This is a genomic window from Streptomyces sp. NPDC002853, assembly GCF_053591915.1.
This window is the reverse complement of the sequence record NZ_JBSFUS010000002.1, coordinates 35725-53803: the sequence shown is the minus strand read 5'-3', so window position 1 is coordinate 53803 and position 18079 is coordinate 35725. Positions and strand designations below refer to the sequence as shown.

Annotated in this window: 13 protein-coding genes and 2 pseudogenes; 8 read left to right on the top strand and 7 right to left on the bottom strand. The window is 69.3% G+C overall.

Annotated elements, in window-relative coordinates; genetic code table 11:
- Window positions 1-24: 24 nt before the first annotated feature.
- The 4 genes from ACWD02_RS04705 to ACWD02_RS04690 are packed head-to-tail and all read left to right on the top strand — an operon-like array spanning window position 25 to window position 4434.
- Window positions 25-807 carry an SDR family NAD(P)-dependent oxidoreductase gene (locus ACWD02_RS04705; RefSeq protein WP_451204476.1) on the top strand — a complete coding sequence of 261 codons (783 nt, stop codon included), beginning with the start codon at window positions 25-27 and terminating at the stop codon, window positions 805-807.
- Between the two features lie 15 nt (window positions 808-822).
- Window positions 823-2490 carry a (2,3-dihydroxybenzoyl)adenylate synthase gene (locus ACWD02_RS04700; protein ID WP_451204474.1) on the top strand — a complete coding sequence of 556 codons (1668 nt, stop codon included), beginning with the start codon at window positions 823-825 and terminating at the stop codon, window positions 2488-2490.
- Window positions 2487-3248 (top strand): enoyl-CoA hydratase, encoded by a 762-nt coding sequence (locus ACWD02_RS04695; RefSeq protein ID WP_451204472.1) that lies wholly within the window; start codon window positions 2487-2489, stop codon window positions 3246-3248. Before ACWD02_RS04700 ends, ACWD02_RS04695 begins: the two co-directional genes overlap by 4 nt.
- A 31-nt stretch (window positions 3249-3279) precedes the next feature.
- Complete coding sequence (locus ACWD02_RS04690) at window positions 3280-4434, top strand: thiolase family protein (RefSeq protein ID WP_451204470.1); 1155 nt, start codon at window positions 3280-3282, stop codon at window positions 4432-4434.
- A 47-nt stretch (window positions 4435-4481) separates the two neighbouring features.
- Here ACWD02_RS04690 and ACWD02_RS04685 read toward each other — a convergent pair whose 3' ends face one another.
- Together ACWD02_RS04685 and ACWD02_RS04680 are read right to left on the bottom strand one after the other, a co-directional pair.
- A complete protein-coding gene (locus ACWD02_RS04685) occupies window positions 4482-4727 on the bottom strand; it encodes a TetR family transcriptional regulator C-terminal domain-containing protein (protein ID WP_451204468.1) in 246 nt (81 codons plus the stop codon).
- A gap of 139 nt (window positions 4728-4866) precedes the next feature.
- Window positions 4867-4995: a hypothetical protein gene (locus ACWD02_RS04680; RefSeq protein WP_451204466.1), complete on the bottom strand. Its 129-nt coding sequence runs from the start codon at window positions 4993-4995 to the stop codon at window positions 4867-4869.
- 24 nt (window positions 4996-5019) lie between these two features.
- Between ACWD02_RS04680 and ACWD02_RS04675 the strand changes: the two genes are divergently transcribed.
- A complete protein-coding gene (locus tag ACWD02_RS04675) occupies window positions 5020-5466 on the top strand; it encodes an SDR family oxidoreductase (protein WP_451204464.1) in 447 nt (148 codons plus the stop codon).
- 136 nt (window positions 5467-5602) lie between these two features.
- Here the strand turns inward: ACWD02_RS04675 and ACWD02_RS04670 are convergent, their stop codons facing one another.
- The 4 genes from ACWD02_RS04670 to ACWD02_RS04655 are packed head-to-tail and all read right to left on the bottom strand — an operon-like array spanning window position 5603 to window position 14029.
- Window positions 5603-6922, bottom strand: coding sequence for a TIGR02679 family protein (locus ACWD02_RS04670; RefSeq protein ID WP_451204462.1), 1320 nt, complete (start codon window positions 6920-6922; stop codon window positions 5603-5605).
- Complete coding sequence (locus tag ACWD02_RS04665) at window positions 6919-11133, bottom strand: TIGR02680 family protein (protein ID WP_451204460.1); 4215 nt, start codon at window positions 11131-11133, stop codon at window positions 6919-6921. Before ACWD02_RS04665 ends, ACWD02_RS04670 begins: the two co-directional genes overlap by 4 nt.
- Window positions 11130-12374 carry a TIGR02678 family protein gene (locus ACWD02_RS04660; RefSeq protein ID WP_451204458.1) on the bottom strand — a complete coding sequence of 415 codons (1245 nt, stop codon included), beginning with the start codon at window positions 12372-12374 and terminating at the stop codon, window positions 11130-11132. The genes ACWD02_RS04665 and ACWD02_RS04660 overlap by 4 nt, the downstream gene beginning before the upstream one ends.
- Window positions 12371-14029 carry a DUF2397 domain-containing protein gene (locus ACWD02_RS04655; RefSeq protein WP_451204456.1) on the bottom strand — a complete coding sequence of 553 codons (1659 nt, stop codon included), beginning with the start codon at window positions 14027-14029 and terminating at the stop codon, window positions 12371-12373. The genes ACWD02_RS04660 and ACWD02_RS04655 overlap by 4 nt, the downstream gene beginning before the upstream one ends.
- 940 nt (window positions 14030-14969) lie before the next feature.
- Here ACWD02_RS04655 and ACWD02_RS04650 point away from each other — a divergent pair.
- The 3 genes and pseudogenes from ACWD02_RS04650 to ACWD02_RS04640 form a co-directional block, all read left to right on the top strand.
- On the top strand, window positions 14970-15785 hold the full coding sequence (locus ACWD02_RS04650) for a hypothetical protein (protein WP_451204454.1): 816 nt from the start codon (window positions 14970-14972) through the stop codon (window positions 15783-15785).
- Window positions 15782-16312, top strand: a pseudogene (locus tag ACWD02_RS04645) (RNA polymerase sigma factor); the annotation flags it as partial. The gene ACWD02_RS04650 and the pseudogene ACWD02_RS04645, both read left to right, overlap by 4 nt.
- A gap of 150 nt (window positions 16313-16462) precedes the next feature.
- A pseudogene (locus ACWD02_RS04640) lies at window positions 16463-16963 on the top strand (RNA polymerase sigma factor); the annotation flags it as partial.
- Between the two features lie 382 nt (window positions 16964-17345).
- Here the strand turns inward: ACWD02_RS04640 and ACWD02_RS04635 are convergent.
- Entirely contained in the window at window positions 17346-18029 is a 684-nt protein-coding gene (locus ACWD02_RS04635; protein WP_451205837.1) for an HNH endonuclease family protein, read from the bottom strand.
- Window positions 18030-18079: the final 50 nt, after the last annotated feature.

The following is an 18079-nucleotide window of genomic DNA, read 5'->3' as shown; positions in this document are numbered from 1 at the left end:
CCTCATCTACACGAAAGGATGAACATGACGGACGACAAGCCAGTTGCGCTGGTGACAGGCTCCGCACGGGGAATCGGGAGGGCGGCCCTGCTGGCCCTCGCCACGGCCGGGTACGACGTGGTGGTGAACTACTCCTCCAGCCAGGAGGCGGCCAAGGAGACCGCCACCCTTGCCGAGAACATCGGGGCCGCGGCCCTGGTCTGCCGCGCCGATGTGGCCGACGAGAGCGCGGTGCTCGCCATGATGGAGGAGATCCGCAATCGGTTCGGGCGCCTGGATGTGCTGGTCAACAACGCGGGCACCACGGCCCGTACGCCGCCCGCTGACCTGGACGGGCTCGACATGGCCGAGTGGGACCGGGTGTTCGCGGTCAACGTGCGCGGCCTGTTCCAAGTGACCCGCGCCTGCGTGCCGTTGCTCAAGGACGCCGCCGGGAAGCGTCCGGGCCGCACGGCCGTGGTGAACCTGGCCAGCATCGTGGGACTGCGTCCGGGGCCGCAGCCGTTCCCGTACGCCGCGTCCAAGGCAGCGGTGGTGAACCTGACCAAGACCCTCGCCGGGCTCCTGGGCCCCGACGGCATCCGCGTCAACGCCGTGGCCCCCGGCTGGATGGTGGGGGAGTGGATGGAGGACCAGCTGGGAGACAACTACGAACGGCTGATGGAGCGGCGGGGCCGGCACACACCGATGCGCCGATGCGTCACTCCGCACGAAGTGGCCCAGAGCGTCCTCGCGCTGATCGACTCCAACCCCTTCGTGACCGGCGAGATCGTCGTCATCGACGGCGGCTTCAGCGCGACCACCTGAGTGCAGGAGGACACCGTGACCTTGGATGGAATCGTTCCCTTCCCGCCCGAGTACGTCGAGCGTTACCGCGCGAGGGGCTACTGGGAGGACCGCACACTGCGCGATGTGTTCGCGCAAGCATGCACGGAGTACGCCGATCGCGTGGCCCTGCACCACGACGGCGCCGACATGACCTACGGCGAACTCGAGGAGCGCGCCGCGCGAGCGGCCCGAGGCCTGTGGGCACTGGGACTGCGTCCGCTGGACCGGGTGGTGCTGCAACTGCCCAACACCGCCGACTTCGCCGTGACCCATCTCGGACTGCAGAAGATCGGCGTCATCCCCATCATGGCTCTCCCGGCGCACCGCTACCGGGAGTTGGAGCAGTTCGCGCGGTTGTCGGACGCCGTCGCCGCGATCACTCCGGACCGGTCCAAGGACGCCGACCACCGTGAGATCGTCGCCCGGGTGCGCGCCACGGTGCCGTCCCTGCGTCTGCACATCGTCGCCGGCGACCCGGGGCAGGACGCCACGGCGCTGAACACCGTCCTGGCAGGCGGCACGGGCGCGGAGGGCGACGTGGACCTGACGGCCGTCGAGGTCGACCCCATGGAAGCGGCGCTCTTCCAGCTCTCCGGCGGCACCACCGGCGTCCCCAAGCTGATTCCGCGCCTGCACAACGACTACGTCTTCAACACCAAGAACGCCATGTCGGTGTGCGACATCCGGCCGGACGACTGCCTGCTGAACGTCCTGCCGATCTCGCACAACCTGCCGCTGGCCTGCCCCGGCCTGCACGGCTTCCTGCTCGCCGGGGCCCGCACCGTGCTGCACCCCACCACACGCGGCGCCCAGGTGTTCCCGCTGATCGAGAAGCACCGGGTGACCCACATCCATGTGGTGCCCGCGCTGCTGATCAAGTGGCTGAACGACCCGCTGATCCACGAGTACGACCTGTCGTCGGTCCGCGTGATCCAGAGCGGCGGTCAGCGGCTCCAGCCCGAAACCCGCGCGCTGGCCCAGCGGATGCTGCCGGACTGCCGCATCCAGGAGAACTTCGGCATGGCCGAAGGACTGCTGACCTTCGTACGGCTCGACGACCCCGAAGAGGTGCGCATGGAGACCGTCGGCCGCCCCGTCTGCCCGGACGACGAAGTGCTGCTCCTGGACGAGAACGGCCAGGAGGTGCCCGACGGCGAAGTCGGGGAACTGGCCGCGCGCGGCCCCTACACCCTGCGCGGCTACTTCCGCGCCACCGAGCACAACGCCCGCGCCTTCACCCCGGACGGCTTCTATCTGTCGGGGGACCTGATGCGCCGACACCCCTCGGGCAACTACGTCGTCGCCGGCCGGCGCAAGGACCTCATCAACCGCGGCGGGGAGAAGATCAGCGCCGAAGAGATCGAGAACCTTCTCATCGGGCACCCGGCGGTCGTCAACGTGGCCTGCATTCCGGTGAACGACTCCGTGCTGGGTGAACGCATGTGTGCCTGCGTCGTGCCGCGCGAGGGAGCGGTGCCACCCACCTTGGAGGAGCTGACCGAGTTCCTCTCCCGGCACGAGATCGCAAAGTTCAAACTCCCCGAAAGGCTCGAGATCATGGAGAGCCTCCCCCTGTCGCACGTGGGCAAGGTCTCCAAGAAAGACCTGGTCGAACGGTTCGCCGACAGCGCGCCGTCCGCCACCCCCGGCGGTGACTCATGAGCGGCCTGCTGCGCATCGAGCGTGAACGGGGCACCGCCACGCTCACGCTCGACGATCCGGACCGCCGCAACGTCCTGTCCGCCCCGCTCGTCGGTGAACTCCTCTCGGCTTTCGACGAGTTGGAGGCAGACCCCGCCGTCACCTCGGTTGTCCTCACCGGGGCGGGCACGGCCTTTTGCGCCGGAGCCGACCTCACCGACCTCCTGGCGGCAACGGAGGGCGACACGTCGGGAGTCGAAACCGTCTACGAGTCCTTCCTCCGGGTAGCCCGGTCGCCTCTGCCGACCATTGCCGCCGTCAACGGCCCGGCGGTCGGCGCCGGCCTCAATCTCGCGCTGGCCTGCGACGTGCGGATGGCAGCTGCATCGGCGTGGTTCGACACCCGCTTCCTCAAGCTCGGCCTGCACCCCGGCGGCGGCCACACCTGGATGCTGCACCGCCTCGTCGGAGCGCAGACGGCCGCCGCCATGGTGCTCTTCGGCGAGCGCCTGGACGGCGCCGGGGCCGCCGCCGCCGGACTGGCCTACCGGTGCGTGCCCGACCCGGACCTGCTTGCCGCAGCCCACACCCTGGCCGCCAGAGCGGGCGCTGCCGAACCGGAGCTTGTCCGCCGTACGAAGCGATCGCTGCGGCGCGCGGGCGACGGGCGGGAGCACGGCCAGGTGGTGGAAGAGGAAACGCGGGAGCAACTCTGGTCGCTTTCCCTGCCCGGCACCGCGGAACACCTGCGCGAGCTCCGGAAGAAGCCCAAGGGCTGACCGCCTCCCACCCGAACGAAGGAGTTCACGTATGCGGTCCGTCGTGATCGCCTCTCTGGTCCGCACCCCCATCGGCCGGGCCGTCAAAGGATCGCTGCGCGACATGCGGCCCGACGACCTTGCGGCCGGTGTCATCGGCCGAGCCGTCACGGATTCCGGCCTGGCGCCGGACCGGTCGGGCCTGCTGGACGACCATGTGCTCGGCACGGGCTATCCCGAAGGGCGCCAGGGATCCAACCTGGCCAGGCGGGCGAGCCTGCTCGCCGGCCTGAGTCCAGCACTGCCTGGTGCCACCGTGACCCGGTTCTGCGCCTCCAGCATGCAGGCGGCCCGGATCGCCACACACGCGATCTGGGCCGGCGAGGCCCAGGCATACCTGGTCTCCGGAGTCGAGTCCGTCAGCCAGGTGGGACGCACCCTCAAGGAGGAGGACAAACACCCCGAGCTGTCCTCCAGCGACCGGATCACCGATGTCTACGTACCGATGGGCATCACCGCCGAGAACGTGGCCGATCGGTGGGCCATCTCCCGCGAGGACATGGACGCCTTCGCCGCACAGAGCCACCGCCGGGCAGTGGCCGCCGTCAGGTCCGGGTTCTTCGCCCGTGAGATCATGCCGGTCCACACCCCGCAAGGCACGGTCACGGCCGATGACGGGCCACGCCCGGATACCGGCATCAAGCAACTGGCGGCGCTGCCACCGGCCTTCCGGCCCGGCGGTGCGGTGACCGCCGGGAACTCCTGCTCGCTCAACGACGGTGCCGTGGCCGCCGTACTCGTGGACGAACAGATCGCCGAGCGCGAGGGGTTGTCTGTCCGGGCGCGCATCCTCGGCACGGCGGTGAGCGGCGTCGATCCGGCGGTGATGGGCGTCGGCCCCATCGAGGCTGTCCGTCGCCTCCTCGACCAGGCCGGGCTCCGCATCGACGAGGTGGACATCGTCGAACTGAACGAGGCGTTCGCCTCTCAGGTCCTGGCCGTCAGCCGCGCCATAGGCATCGATCTGGACGAGCAGCTCAATCCCCATGGAGGCGCCCTGGCCCTTGGGCACCCCTTTGGCATGACGGGGCTGAGGCTCATCGGCACATTGCTCAACGGGCTGGAGACGACCGGTGGTCGCCTGGGCATCGCCGCACTGTGCGTGGGCGGCGGCCAGGGCATGGCCGTACTGGTCGAGCGGGTCTGAGAACGACTGGTGTCAGGAAAGGCCGTTTTAGAAGGCGGAGTTGGGCGTCACAGCCCCTTGCCGTCGGTCGCGATGCTGCTCATCAGGCGGTTCAGGTGCGAGCGCATCACGGCGATCAAGTCGAAGGAACGCCCGCCCGCCAGCCACTGGAGCCGCAGTCCGGCATCGAGCGCCGCACACTCCCGTGCGATGTTCTCGTGGTCAAGACCCGCCTTGAGTTCACTTGCCTCGGCGCCGACGCGCAGCCGGTCCGCGAGTTCGCGTACACCGCGGCGGCTCGCCCAGCAGTTCATGGTCGGGCCCGGTGATCGAGCACCTGGCGCAGGCTGCGGGAAACCAGGTAGTTGAACTTCGACACCTCGCGCATTCGCTCGCTCGCCGCATCGGCCTCTGCGCCGAACCACTGGGCGCAGAGCGTGACCGGCGAGCTCGTCAGGCGTTAGGGATGGTACGTGCCCGTCCGGGGGCGCGCACGGTGGGCAGGTCGTCGCGGTCGTTGCCGGGGGACAGGGCGTCGGCGGGCAGCTGCCGGTAGGCGGGCAGCAGTCGGCTGACAGCCACTTCCGTCGGCGGCCTTGCGACCCCATGATTGCCTACGGACAGTCCAAGACGGCCCTCATCCTGTTCGCACGCGAAGCCGCCCGGCGCTGGTCCGGTGAAGGAATTACCGCCAACGCCGTAAACCCCGGAGGGATCGACACCGGACTCCAGCGGCCCTTCCCGCAGGAGCTACGCGACCAGTTCGCCCAGCACGAAGCTGCCGGTGTCTGTGCGTACAAGACCGTGCAACAGGGTGCGGCCACGACTTTGGTCGCCGCGGTGGCACCGGAGTTCGCGAACACGGTCGGGCACTATCTCGACGACGCCCAAGAGGCGCACACCGTACCCAATGACGCGGCCCTGCAGAAAACCCCCATGCCGTCAAGCAGTGGGCGCTCGATCCCGCAGCGGCCCAGGAACTGTGGTCCGTCTCGACCGACTTGCTGCGCATTCCCGCCTGAGTCCCAGAAGTCCTGCTGGAGTACTGGATGACTGCTTCCACGGTGCGCCGGTGGCCGGCGAACGAGGATGCGTGGTGCCGGTCAGCCGCCGTAGAGCCAGGTCGGTGCCGATGGGTGGGCCGCCGATCAGCACCTTCGGACGGCAGTGGGTCTGCGTGCGGGAACTTTCACCGTTCGGGTGGTCTGGTTGAGATGCCCATCTCGGAGAGGAGGAGGGGGAGTTGGCTCTCCTCATGCACGGCGGTCCCGGCATCTTGCATGGCCGGGGAGAGTGCCCGGTCCCAGGGGGTGGGCTGGGCGGTGCCTACCAGGGGGAGGCGTTGTGGTGCGGCGGGAGTGCTCAGGGCGGTGCAATAGTCGCTGGCGGTCATGCGCCACGGGTGGATGCCGGCGGCGTAGATGCGGGTGGCGATGGCGATGCCGGACCAGTCGAAGTCGCCGTGATATACGACGTGGTTACCCTCGGCGACCAGACGCTCGAGCAGGATCCAGGTGGCGTGCGAGGGATTGCCGGACGTACAGATCAGTGGCGCTGTCGTTGCGTTGCGCATGGCGGCTTGGAGGACCTGGGGGTTTTCGCACGCGAAGATGGTCGAGTCCGGGCGGGCCAGGGGGCTGTGGGCTGCTGGGGCGGAGCGCAGTTCCTGGGCGGTCAGGTGGGTGGCCAGGCCGAGCGCGGTGCGCTGGCGCAGCATGCGGGACCAGGGGGAGGGGCCGGGTGGGTCGAGGTGCCAGGTGAGCACGGTCGAGGACAGCAGGTCGGTGGTGGCGCCTGCCCGTTCCCACAGTTGGCGGCGGTCCCGTGCGGTGGTGGGCAAGGGCTGGTGATGAGCCAGGGCGATTGCCTGCAAGGTCAGCGCTCCGGCCAGGGTGCCGTCGTCCAAGCCGTGTGCGTCATGAGTGGCCACGGCGGCGAGTTCGGCCAGCTCCCAGCCATGCCCGCCGGAGGGGTCGGGGATGCCGGTGAGGGCGGGCAGCAGGCTCAGGGCCTCGACCGCCATGCTCAAGGCGCTCGTAGCGACCTGCGGGGTGCAACGGCTGAGCAGGCGAGAGGAACGGAGTGTGCTGATCCAGTCGCTTGCCCAGGGAGCGGAGGCCAGCGCGGTCCGGGCGAGTTCGGCGTCAAGGTGCTGCCAGAGACTGCTGCGCTCTGCCTGGTGTTGGTCGCGGGCGGCGGCGCGATCGTGCAGGGCACTGCCGGTGAGATCACTCAGGGCGGTGACCAGGCCGCAGGCGGCGGCTGAGGCGCGCAGGGACTCGTCGAGCCGTTTGAGCGACAGTCGCTGGGAGCCGGCCGTGATGGGAGTGCCCAGCAGGCCGGCGAGCCGGTGCGCGGCCTCCTCGCCGAGTGTGATCTGCAGGCTGCCGGTTGCCGTGAGGCGGTTGCGTTCCAGCCTGAGGCGGACGGCTGCCCACAGCGGGTGCAGGCTGGGGTGGGCGAGGTAGCTGCGCAGGGGTTCGGACAGCCGGTCACTGGGTGCGGTCATGGGTGGTCTGCCAGGCGTAGGTGTCGGGTGCGGCCGTCCCAGTGGACGTGGGTGGTGACGGCGGCGGTGCCTTCGGCCCGCCGGACCTCGTAGGCGTCCGCGAGCGGGACTTCGGGGAAGAAGCCCCACAAGGCATGGCCGGTCATCACGAAGTCGAGGTCCAGACGGACCAGGAGTCCCATGAGTTCAGCGATGGTGCGGTTGTCGACCTTGGCGAAGGCGTCGTCGAGGAGGATGAGCCGCAGCGCGCTGTCGGGGTCGGGCAGGCCACTGAGGTAGGCGTCGGTGGCGGCGAACAGGGTGACGTAGGAGACGAACCGGGTCTCGCCCTGGGAGAGTTTGGCGCGCCGGCTCAGTTGGCGTTCGCGTCTGGGTTCGGGTCCGGTGATGATGGCGTCCAGGGTGTGCCAGGCGCGGTAGTCCAGTGCGTCGCGCAGGTGGGCGGTGTAGCCGGCGTGGGGGTCCGCCTGGAAGCGTTCCTCGACGCGGGCCTTGAGCAGGTCGATGAGGTCGTCCTGCTGGTCGGCGCGCAGGACGCGGGTGTCGTGGGAGACGAGGTCCTTGATCCGGGCCAAAGGGTGCTCGGTGCCCTCGGCCAGCTGCCACCGCAGCCGCACCCCGATGCCGTGGCTGGTGGCGATGGACTTCAGCGAGGTGTTCATGTCCTTCACCAGCTTGGTGGCCTGGGAGATGCGCAGGCGCAGTTCCTCGGCCATGCCGCCCAGCACGAAATGCTCGAAGGCGGCCCGCTCGCGGGTGGTGAGCGCTTCCCGGCCGCGGTCGCGGCGCTCCTGGAGCTCGCGGGCGGCGTCGAAGACGTGCCGGCGCCCGTCGGCGTCGGCCAGTTCCACGATGTGCAGGCCGTCGTCGACGGTAATCAGGACATCGAAGGTGCCCGTCACGTCGCGTTCCAGCGCGGACACGGCCCGCAGCAGGGTGGTGATGTCGGCCCGCGCGTCGGGGTGGGCGAGCGTGTCCTGTACCTCCTGGGCGCTCCTCAGCAGTTCGCCAGGGGTGTGGCCGGGTGCCGAGGGGGCGGCTGGGTGGCCGGAGGCCATCGGGGCCAGTGCCGGGTGGCCGGCCCGGGCGGCCAGCAGGTCAGCCGCCTGGTGGAGCTGTTCGTGTGCCTCCAGGACGCCATCGCGTGCGGTGGCCATGTTCGCTTCGGCGATTCCCAGACGGCCGGCCAGGCCGTTGATGGTTCGGGCGAGCCGGGTGCGCTCCTCGTCGGCTTGCACCATGGCCGCTTCGACCTCGGCGAGCTGCTCGTGCACCTCCTGGGCCGAGGCGCCGATACTGTCCTGCAGGGCAGCCAGTTCCGCCGCCTGCCCGGCCCACACCGACCACTGCACACCGGCCGTGCTCTCCGCTTTGCGCCGCCGCCCGGCGGCCTCATCCAGTTGCTCCAGGGTGCGGCCGAGATCTTCGAGCCGGCCGGTGATTGTGCGGCCGGCTGTGGCCAGCTTCATGCACAAAGCGGCCGCCTGCCCGGCGGCCTCAGCGGCCTCAGTCAACTCGCCCGCCGCAGTGGGGAGGTTGAATGCCGCACAGCGTTCCTGATGCGCGCGCCAGGAAGCTGTCCACTGGCGGCGTTGTCCCTCCGCGGCCCGGGTCAGTTCAGCCGCCTGCTGGTGTTTGAGGACCGCGCTCTCGCGGGCGCTGACGGCCTGCAGGCGCAGGGCAGCCAGTTCCCGGGAGCGGGGCGCGCGGGCCAGGTGCGCTTCCAGGGCGTCCCGCTGCGCGAGGAGCGCAGTACGTTGCGCCTGGCGGCTCTGCGCGGCGTAGTGCAGGGCATCCAGCGCCGTATCGATCTCGCAAAGCCGTTCGGCCCGGGCGGCTTTGCGCGCTTCAGCGCCGATATAGCGGGCGGCCGGCAGCGTGTGCCGTCCGCGCAGGGCGCCGATACCAAAGGAACCGTCGCGGCTGATCCAAGTGGCATGGCCGGGCACGTCCAGAGCGATCCGGTCCAGGACGGACAGGATCTGCTCCTGGGAGACCGTGTGCTGTCCCGGGGAGGCGGTCAGCACACTGCGTGCGGAGGGCACCACGACCGGGGCGTCGGTGGACAGCACCAGCTGGCCGGACTCGGTGATCACGCCGTCGGCGGTGACGTGGGCGGTGAGCAACCCTGAGGCCAGCAGGGCCGCCTCCAGGCCAGCCTGGTCCGATCCTTTGACCTCGTTGTTGAACTCCAGCAGCTGCCACAGTGCGGTGCCCTCGGCGGGAGGATTGTCGGCCCACTGGGCGATGGGCGGCGGCATGTCACGGGCCCGGCGCAGCGCGGCCGCTTCGCTCTCCAGCTGCCGGATCTGCTCGGCATCCTGCTGTTCGGCGGCATCCAGAGCAGCCAGCCGGCCAGCATGTGCAGTGCGGGCCGCGGCAGCGGCCCGGTTGGGCAGCAAGTCCAGCGCAGCGAGGTCGGCGTCGTCTCTTGAATCGTCACCGGCCAGGGCGTGCACATCCAGCAGCAGCTGTGCGGCCGCACTGTCAGCCCAGTCGATGCCGGGCAGCAGCGTGCGGCTGTCGGGAGCGGCGATCCAGCTGCGCCAGGCCTCGGCGAGCAGGGCGGCGCAGTCGTCGCGGTGCTCGAAGGTTTCGGCGGCGGCCTCCTCCAGGGCGCGGGCGTCCTGGGCGGTTTCCTCGGCCCTTTCCTCGGCCCGTTGCACATTGCGCAGCTGTGTCTCCACGGCGCCGGCGTCCTGGGCACGCGCCTGAGCCTGCACCCGGCGCAGGCCCGCCGCGTCACCGGTTTCGGCCCCCGCCTGCAGCAGGCCCTCCACCTGGTCGCGCAGCACATCGGCCGCAGGCTCCAGCCCCGTGGGCCTGGGGCGCACCACGGTGATCGGGTCGTCCTCGCGCCGGACACGTACCGCTTCTGCGGTGGCGTCCGCCGCGCGCACCTGAACAGCCAGGCCGGCCGGCAGCCGGGTGGTGAACCGGGCGCGGTCCACGCAGGTATGAAGCTCTACCAGGAGCGTTCCGGCCGCCGCTGCGGCAGCACTGGTCTCTTGCCCGGCTCTGGCCGAGGCCTGCGCGGCCGCGGTCTCCTCGCGGCGTGTGCCGGATGCGACCTGCAGGGCATGGTCGGCGGCGCTCGCCAGCGCATCGAGCTTGCCCAGCCGCTCCGTCAGTTCCCGCGCCTCTTGGTAGGCACGCGATCCCTTCAACCCCGCAGCGGTGGCGCTGAGTTCCTTCGCATACCCCTCGGCTTCCTCCTGCGCGGCCAGCGCCTCGGCATGCTGGTGCAGCAGCGCAGTGTGCGCCTCCTCCCGGTCTGCCGCGTCCTGCTCCGCTGCCTGCGTGTGCCAGGCCGCCTCGCGTGCCTGGTGGGCGGTGTCGGCCAAGATGCCGGTTGCATAGCGGGCGTAGACCTTGTGGAAGTCGGCGACGTGCCGCCATGCGTCTTCCAGGCGGGCCAGCGCGGCCCGGGTCTCCTCCAGTCCGTCCAGTTCCTCGCCGGCGGCGGACAGGGCCGGCTCGGACAGCGGCGGCAGCGCGTCGGAGAGGATCTGCGGCAGCCGTCCCTCGTCGATCCGGTTGCCCACATCCGGCGAGCGCAGGGTGTGCAGCAGTTGCAGCAGTCCCGCATAGCGGTGGCGTCCTGCTTCACCCTTGAGCCCGAACACCTGGGTGCGGACCCGCTCACGGTGGACCTCGGCCCGGTCGGTGATCCGCTCCGCCCCGATCAGCGCGACCAGCTGCTCTCGCGAGAGGGGGGTGCGGGTGTCGTCCATCAGCACCAGGTCGTGCCCGACCCGGTGCGGTGTGGTGAAGTACCAGACCTTGGCCTCGGCAGTGCTGCGGGCAAAACGGACCAGGGCCCCGATGGTGAGGTACTGCGCCGCATCGCGCGCGGTGTCAGGATGCCCGGTGGGGGAGCGGGCCACCTCCAGCCACAAGTAGCCAAGACGGTTGGCCTGTTCGCCGCCGCCGGCCCGCATCAGTTCCTCCAGCCGGACCTTGCCCGAGCCGGTGGCATCCATCCGGCGCCGGTCGGCATCGAGGAGGAAGGGCAGCAGCATCTCCAAGGCCCGTGACTTGCCAGAGCCGTTGGTGCCGCGCAGCACCAGCCGGCCGCCGGGCATGTCGAACTCCTGGTCCAGGTAGTGCCACACGTTCACGATCCCGGCCCGGCGCATGCGCCAGCGGCCCAGGGTGGGGGAGGGGGTGTCCTGATGCGGGCGCGGCGAGGGAAGAGCGGCAGTGCTCACGAGTCGGTCTCCGTTGCGGTGGGCCACGTGTCCTCGAACAGGGCGTCAGGGGCAGGGCTGTCGGCGTGCAGACGGGTGGCCGCCCGGGTGGGAGGCGCGGTGCGCACCACCGGCCGATACCGGGCCGCGACCGCCTCCAGCCGCAAACCCGCTTCGTCCACCGTGACCAAGGACATGGCGGCCAGCAGATCGCTCACGTCGTCACGCAGCCGCCGCAGGTCACTGGTGTACAGGGACGACCAGGCCTTGCCGTGCGCGCCGGCCAGCTCCTCGAGCGAGGCCTCGACGCGGGACCACGAGCACCACACGCCATCGTGCGCCTCGAGCCGGTTCTCCTGAGCCACGCCGTCGGCCAGCACTGCGTCGATCAGCAGCAGGGCCGCCTGGCGCACCGTGCCCGGGCCGGGGAACTCGATGTCGCTGGCCGGTCCGTCCTCCGCGTAGGCGAGTGCGCCCTCGGCCCGCACCTCCAGGACCAGACCGAAGTGCTCCTCCAACAGCCTCGTGAGATCACTGCGCTCACGTGACAGTACGTCCCGCTCCGCTTCGCTGAGCTCCCTGCGCCGTACCAGCGGATTCTCGACCAGCTTGCGCCGCAGCGAGCGGCGCGGTTCCTCCCCGGACGGCTCAGCCGGCAAGGACCACAGGTCCTGAAGCTGTTTGACGTCGTGCAGGGGGCGGACCAGCAGATGCGGCAGCAGCGGGCGGTGCACACTCAGCAGGGCTTCCTCCTGCCGCTCGTTCCAGGCGGCCAGGCTGCCGTCCGTCTCGGTCAACACCCCCCACTCGGTGAGCAGGCCGAGCGCGTTCACCAGATGACGGCGCGTCGCACGGCTGTCGTCCAGGGCCACCCCGGCCAGAGCGGCGTCCGCCCTGATCTGCTCGATGAACGACGAGATCAGCACCTGCTCGCCGGTCCCGGGGGCCAGCAGTGCCGCACAGGCCAGACAGAACAGGGCGCTGCTTTGCGGGCCAAAGCTTGCACCGGCACTGTCCCGGGCCGGAGCCTCACCGTCCAGAGGCGCCTTGACGAGACGGGCGAAGGAGGACTCGACGATCAGCGGGTAACCCAGCATGCGGGAGAACACGGACCGCAGGGCGGCAGCATGGCGCCGCACCAGGGCCAGCTCGCCGGGGTGGCGGTGCGCGGTCAGCACGGGCCGGGACAGCAGCACACGTGCCGCCTGACGGCGCTCCAGCGCATCATGCGCGGTGGTGGCGGCGGATGGCTGTTGATTCATTGCTGCCCTCCGGAGACCTGCTGTCCACCGATCTGCTCCACACAGACGATCAGCCCGTGGATCACGCAATGCGGGCCGGTGGGGGAGAAGATCTCCGTACGCTCACCCTCGCGGTAGGTCACAACCAGGTCCATCCCGAGGTCCTCAAAGGGCAGCGCGCACGGCTGATCCGCCTGCGCTGGCATGGGGTGTGTAGCCATAAAATCTCCGAGCAGGTCCAGGAGCAGCTCACGGGCGTAGTCGGACACCCGGGCCCCGTGCAGGGCCCTGACCGCGATCAGTTCCGCTACGGCGGCCCGCCGCCGGCTCTCCTCCCGCTCGGCCTCGGCCAGGAGACGGGCCCGGTCCATGCCGGGATCGGGGACGCGGGAGGAGCGGCCGCGCGCGGTGCGGTCACCCCGCTCGCGCAGCGAGATGGGAACCTCGACCGCGGGAGCGTCCCACCACGACGTCGTCGGGGGCACACGGGTGTCCGATTCCTCCGGACCGTGCCCCAGGTGCCGCATTCCGTAGACCCCGAACGTTGCCGCGAAGGCCCGCTGCGCACCGTCCGTATCCGAGATGGCAAGCAACCCAGCCAGGCGCAGCAGATCGGCCCGCCGGGAGACGCCTGTTCCGCCCGACGACAGCATCCGCTTGGCGTTGGTGATCAGTTGCCCCAGCGCCTGCTCGGCCGCGACACGCAGCTGGGCCGGACCTGACGTGCCGCTACCGCCGCTGTACCAGGCGGACAGCTGGGCCCAGTCGGACTTGGTTCTGCCCGGCAGCCGTTCCACCGGCTCGCTGCCGCCGTCCAGGCCCGGCAGCGCTGCCAGCCTGTCCACCAACTGTGTCAGGAAGGGGGCGAGCCGGTTCAGCCGGTCGACAATCGCAGGGCAGTGGCGGGCGACATCGTTGCTGATGAGTTCGACATACTCCAGCAACAGGCCTTTGAGGGTCGAGTACTCCTCGCCGGCCAGGTCGTAGCGGGTCAGCACGGAGCCGAGATAGCTGTAGAAGTCGCGGGCGCTCTCGCTGAACAGGGCCTGGTTGTTGAAGACCGTGGTGACATCGGCGGCCAGCGTCTCCGCATCTGGCGACGGCTGCGTCAACTGCTCAAGAATCTGCTCCAGGACACCGACCGTGTGCCCCAACAGCTCCCGGGCCACTTCCCGCGCCCCGTCGGTGGCCTTGAGGACATCCTCGATCTGGCGGTGCACACGGCCGCCCAGCGTGGACATCTGAAACCGGGCCCGCGAATTACGGTAGGCGGCCACCGTGGGCACACGCGCATCACGGACGGAGGGAATGAGATTGCCCCAGCGCACCAGTTTGCGGCAGCGCTCCTCTACAGCATCGGCGTCCAGACCGTGGCCACTGTCCCGCAGCAGTTCACTCACCTCGACTGCCGACAGGTCGGCCAGCAGGGTGGAAGAGAACAGCCGCATGACCGCCAGGTAGTCCTCGGCGTTGTCCGCCGTCAGATACCGGAAGAGATTCAGCCGCTCGCTCGCCCCTGCACCGTACCCGCCCCCGCTTACAGCATCATTCCCCGTCAACTTCCCCCCTCTGAGCTGTCTCGATACCCCGCCCGTGACGCTCCCACGCCGACAGTAACCACTGTGGTATCCACCGCAGGCCCTATGAGCGCATCCGATCGAATAGCGCCGCTTCATGACTCGCTGAACAGCATCGGAGCCCGGCAGAGCTCATGCGGGGCGCATGCGAGCGGCCTGCCGGCCGGACGTCGCGGCGCACAGCGGACCCGCTTTGAGACGCCAGGCTCGGGGGGCGGTGCGTAACCAGAAACTCCGGAAGGAGTTCGGCGTTCTTCGCCGGGTGGTACTCATACATGCGAGGGCTTGCATGACGGGTCCTCGATGCGTTGGTACCGCATCTGGTTAAAGCCTGCCCTCTCCGGCCAGAGACTCGAGGCAGGTCTGCCCGGTCCGGGAGCTCTGTTTCTCCCGGGCCGGGCTCCTCTGGCACGGTCTTTAAGCATCTGTCCGACCCGCAGGGATGACGGAACTCACGGGTGCGCCCGCGCACAGCGCCGCGGGCGAACAATTGCGCGCCGCGCGAGTCGACGGCGGTATCGCATGCGCGGCCGTTGTTCCGGACGCCTCGGAAGTACCCGAATATAGAACGATCTTTTGGTGGGGCTCTTCTTGAACATTTGGCGGCCGTCGGGAAAGCCCCGCGGTGCGCCGTCTTTTGAAGAAGTGCGCATCCCGGATAGAGCCGTGCTGTGGTGCGGGGTGTCGGCGAGAGTGCGGGGCCGGTGCAAGATCTTCAAATCGGGGCTCTGGCCATGGTTTGACGTGAGGTCAGCGCGCCGGGTAAGTGCTGTTCGGCGCCAGCGCTGTGCATATATGCGCCCGGCGGTCCGACGTAAGGGGCGTTCATTCTTCCTGCTGCTGACTCAACTGATCCTGAACAAAGTTCAGTTGATGTGGCAGTGGGGTGGAGTGGACGGGCGGCGCCCGTGCTGATAATGCTTTCCTCTGACGTCTCGAGTCTCTGGCCGGACTGGAGTCGTCGCAGCAAGAAAAGAAGTAGGTACCACGCATTCGAGAACCGTCAAAAATTCAACCCTCAATAAGGAATTGAAAGTACATGACAGCAGTTGTGCTGCCGTATTCCCACAAGCTGCGGCTGCGGCCTCGGCGGGTGACCCGGCAGACCGCCGAAGAGGCATACCGCGTCGTCAGCCGGCACTTCGACGCAAACCAGATCGCCGACCTGCGGACGCGCTACCCGATACGCGGAGCCCAGGACGACGAAGCCAGCAGTGTCGAGGCCGGCGCCGCCGTGCTCGAAGACCTCTTGCACAGCGACCAACTCACCGCAGCAGTACCGCTGGGCACCTTCATCGAGCTCACCAACCTGACCATCGCCGCGCAAGGCCCCCAGCGCACCGTGCACATCGTCATCACCTCCGACGGAGTCGACATCGACATCGCCGGTGTCGACCAGGACTGGGTACAAGCCCGCGGCCGCGAGCTGCGTACCGTGTTCACCCCCAACAGGCGTCCCTGGGTACGCAAGTCCAGCTTCGACCGACGGGACTTCGTCACCTTCGGCATCGCCCTCGACGCTCTGGCAGCGGCGGTACTCTTCGCCTTCGCCCCCGGTGAACTCCTCGGCTCGCCACCCGCCCGCATCACCCTTGCCGCCTTCGCGCTTGCCATCCCGAGTGCCTGCTGGCTTACTGCCGGCCGCATCATGCGCCGCTCCCGCGTACGCATCGCCGCCGCCGAACCGGTCGGCTGGTGGCGGTCGATGGACACGATGGCCAAGATCACGCTCGGGCTGTTCGTGGCCGCCGTGCTCACCCTCATCCTGAGCATCACCCAAAACGGCCTGACCGGCGACAGCCGCGCCTCCTTCCCGCCCGCACGGACCGAGACCCAGGAGGACGGTATTCAGTGACTCGGCTGCCCCCGCCGGACACAGCCCCCCGCACCGGCGGGGGGCAACCACCCCCTGCCGACGGCCGTGCACCGGCCGTCCCCGTCCCCGACTTCGAGGCGTTCTGCGCCGCTCATCTGGCCCACCTGGTCGCCGCGGTCCGGCCCCACTGCCACAGTCATGACGCCGCCATGGACGCCGTCCAGGACGCGCTCATCGACACATGGCGCCGCTGGGCAACCATCGACAACCCGCTCGCCTACACCCATACCGCCGCACGTCACAACGCGTGGGCGAACCACCGCCGACACGCCCGCACCACTCCTTTGACTCCCCTCCTAGCGGAACAGCACCTGGCCTTCGATGACTCGAGCGACGCCGTCGTCCACCACCTCACGCTCATGTCCGCCCTGCGCGATCTGCCCACCATGCAGCGCTCGGCCATCGTGCTGCACTACTTCGAGGGCCTGCCGACCGCGGACGTCGCCAGCATCCTGGGCGTAACCGAAAGCACCGTGCGCACCCATCTCGCCCACGCGCGGCGACGCCTGAAACGGCTGTTGACCTCTTCCCCCGGCCTGCGCACCTCTCGACCCTCGCCTGAGCCTGCCCGGCCGGCAGCGGACTCTGCCCCGCCCCGGCCCTGCACACATGGCGAACCGCCCGAAACCGCCGGCGGCACAGACTCGGTCACCGTCCTCGTGGCCCGCACCCGGGCCGGCAACCCAGAAGCCTTCGGCGCCCTTTACGACAAGTACGCTGATCACGTCTACGGATACATCTTCTTAAGAACCGGAGAACGCAAACCGGCCGAGGAACTGACCGCCAAGACATTCATGCGCGCTATACGCCGAATCCATCTCTTCACCTGGCAGGAGCGGGACTTCAATGCCTGGCTGCTGTCCATTGCCCGGGCACTCATCGCCGACTACGTCGAGTCCAACAGCTTCCGGCTCAGCGTCTGCGGCGCCGACATACTTCCCGCCGGCCACGGGCGGGCTGCGCCCCCAGGGCTGCCCGACAACGCCGAACTCATCGAGGCGATCAGACTCCTGAGCCCGCCCCAGCAGGAGTGCATCGCCCTGCGCTTCCTGCAAGGTCTGTCGGTCGCCGAGACGGCCCGCATCATGGGCAAGAACGAAGGCGCAATCAAGACGTTGCAGCACCGTGCAGTACGCGCCCTCGCCAAGGCCCTGCCTGCCCACAAACCCACCGTCCCTCAACAACCGACGGATCAACAGCCCGTGCAGGAGCGGCCCTTGGTCTCCCGCGCCCTGCACGAAGTAGCCGCCGAATGCACCAAGGCTGCGAAGCCCACCGCCACCGCGCGGCGACGCATACGGTCTGCCCTGCAATGCCAACCGGCGGTGTCCGCACGATGAGCGACGGGCGGACGCTGATGTCTGCCCGTTGTCGCGGGACTGTACGGCGGAACTGAGCGAGATGGACGGGCGGCGGTGCGAGTTATGCCGGCGCCCGCTGGACTCGCTGCTGGCCAGGGCCCGGCGGCACATCCTGCGCTGAAGAGGAGCAGCCTGGGGCCCCGGGTCTCAAGGGATGATCTGGCGAGGTAAGTGTCTGCTAGCGCGCGAGTTGGACTTTGACGGGTGTGTTGGGGCAGCGGGTGGCGTTCTCGGCGAGGGCGGCTTCTTCGCTGGGGTCAATGGTGAGCTTCCAGCGGGTCTTGATGGCGACCCACTGGCTGATGTAGTCGCACCGGTTGCCGTCGGCCGACGGCATCCAGGTGGAGGGGTCCTTGTCGGCTTTGCTGCGGTTGGACTTCGCCGTGACGGCGATCAATGCCCGTGCGTCGCCGAGGTCGTTGGCGTACTCCTGGCGCTCGGCAGCGCTCCAGTCCTTGGCTCCGGAATCCCAGGCTTCTGCGAGCGGGATGCGGTGGTCGATGTCGAGCTTGTCGGGGCCTTCGATGTACTGGTCGTCGTACTCGGAATACCAGCGGCCTCCGGTCAGCTTGCACCTGGGGCCTTGGTCGGGGGCAGTGAGTGCCTCGGTTTTGAGGACCTCGGCCCGTGTGGTGCAGCCGTCCTTGTCGGCATCCACCCAGTGCTTGAACGAGGTACGTTGGTAGCCGGTGCGGTCCTCATCCTTGATGGTCAGGGACTTGAGGGCGGCTTGGAGAGGCTGGGTGACAGTCTCGCCGGCCTGGGGCGCTGTATTCGGGCTGCCGGTGGGGGCGGCCTGGGCGGTGGCGGTGGGGATGATGAGGGCCGCGGCGGCGGCGAGCAGGACGGCGGTGCGGGTGATGGTGGGCACGGGTCTCCTCGAAGGTCACAAAGTGTTCGTGATCTTCGTAG

Coding starts and splice junctions, on each gene's coding strand:
- ACWD02_RS04655 (WP_451204456.1), bottom strand. CDS start 14,029: ATGAAGCGGCGCTATTCGATCGGATGCGCTCATAGGGCCTGCGGTGGA.
- ACWD02_RS04660 (WP_451204458.1), bottom strand. CDS start 12,374: ATGAATCAACAGCCATCCGCCGCCACCACCGCGCATGATGCGCTGGAG.
- ACWD02_RS04695 (WP_451204472.1), top strand. CDS start 2,487: ATGAGCGGCCTGCTGCGCATCGAGCGTGAACGGGGCACCGCCACGCTC.
- ACWD02_RS04675 (WP_451204464.1), top strand. CDS start 5,020: ATGATTGCCTACGGACAGTCCAAGACGGCCCTCATCCTGTTCGCACGC.
- ACWD02_RS04650 (WP_451204454.1), top strand. CDS start 14,970: ATGACAGCAGTTGTGCTGCCGTATTCCCACAAGCTGCGGCTGCGGCCT.
- ACWD02_RS04705 (WP_451204476.1), top strand. CDS start 25: ATGACGGACGACAAGCCAGTTGCGCTGGTGACAGGCTCCGCACGGGGA.
- ACWD02_RS04690 (WP_451204470.1), top strand. CDS start 3,280: ATGCGGTCCGTCGTGATCGCCTCTCTGGTCCGCACCCCCATCGGCCGG.
- ACWD02_RS04670 (WP_451204462.1), bottom strand. CDS start 6,922: ATGACCGCACCCAGTGACCGGCTGTCCGAACCCCTGCGCAGCTACCTC.
- ACWD02_RS04685 (WP_451204468.1), bottom strand. CDS start 4,727: ATGAACTGCTGGGCGAGCCGCCGCGGTGTACGCGAACTCGCGGACCGG.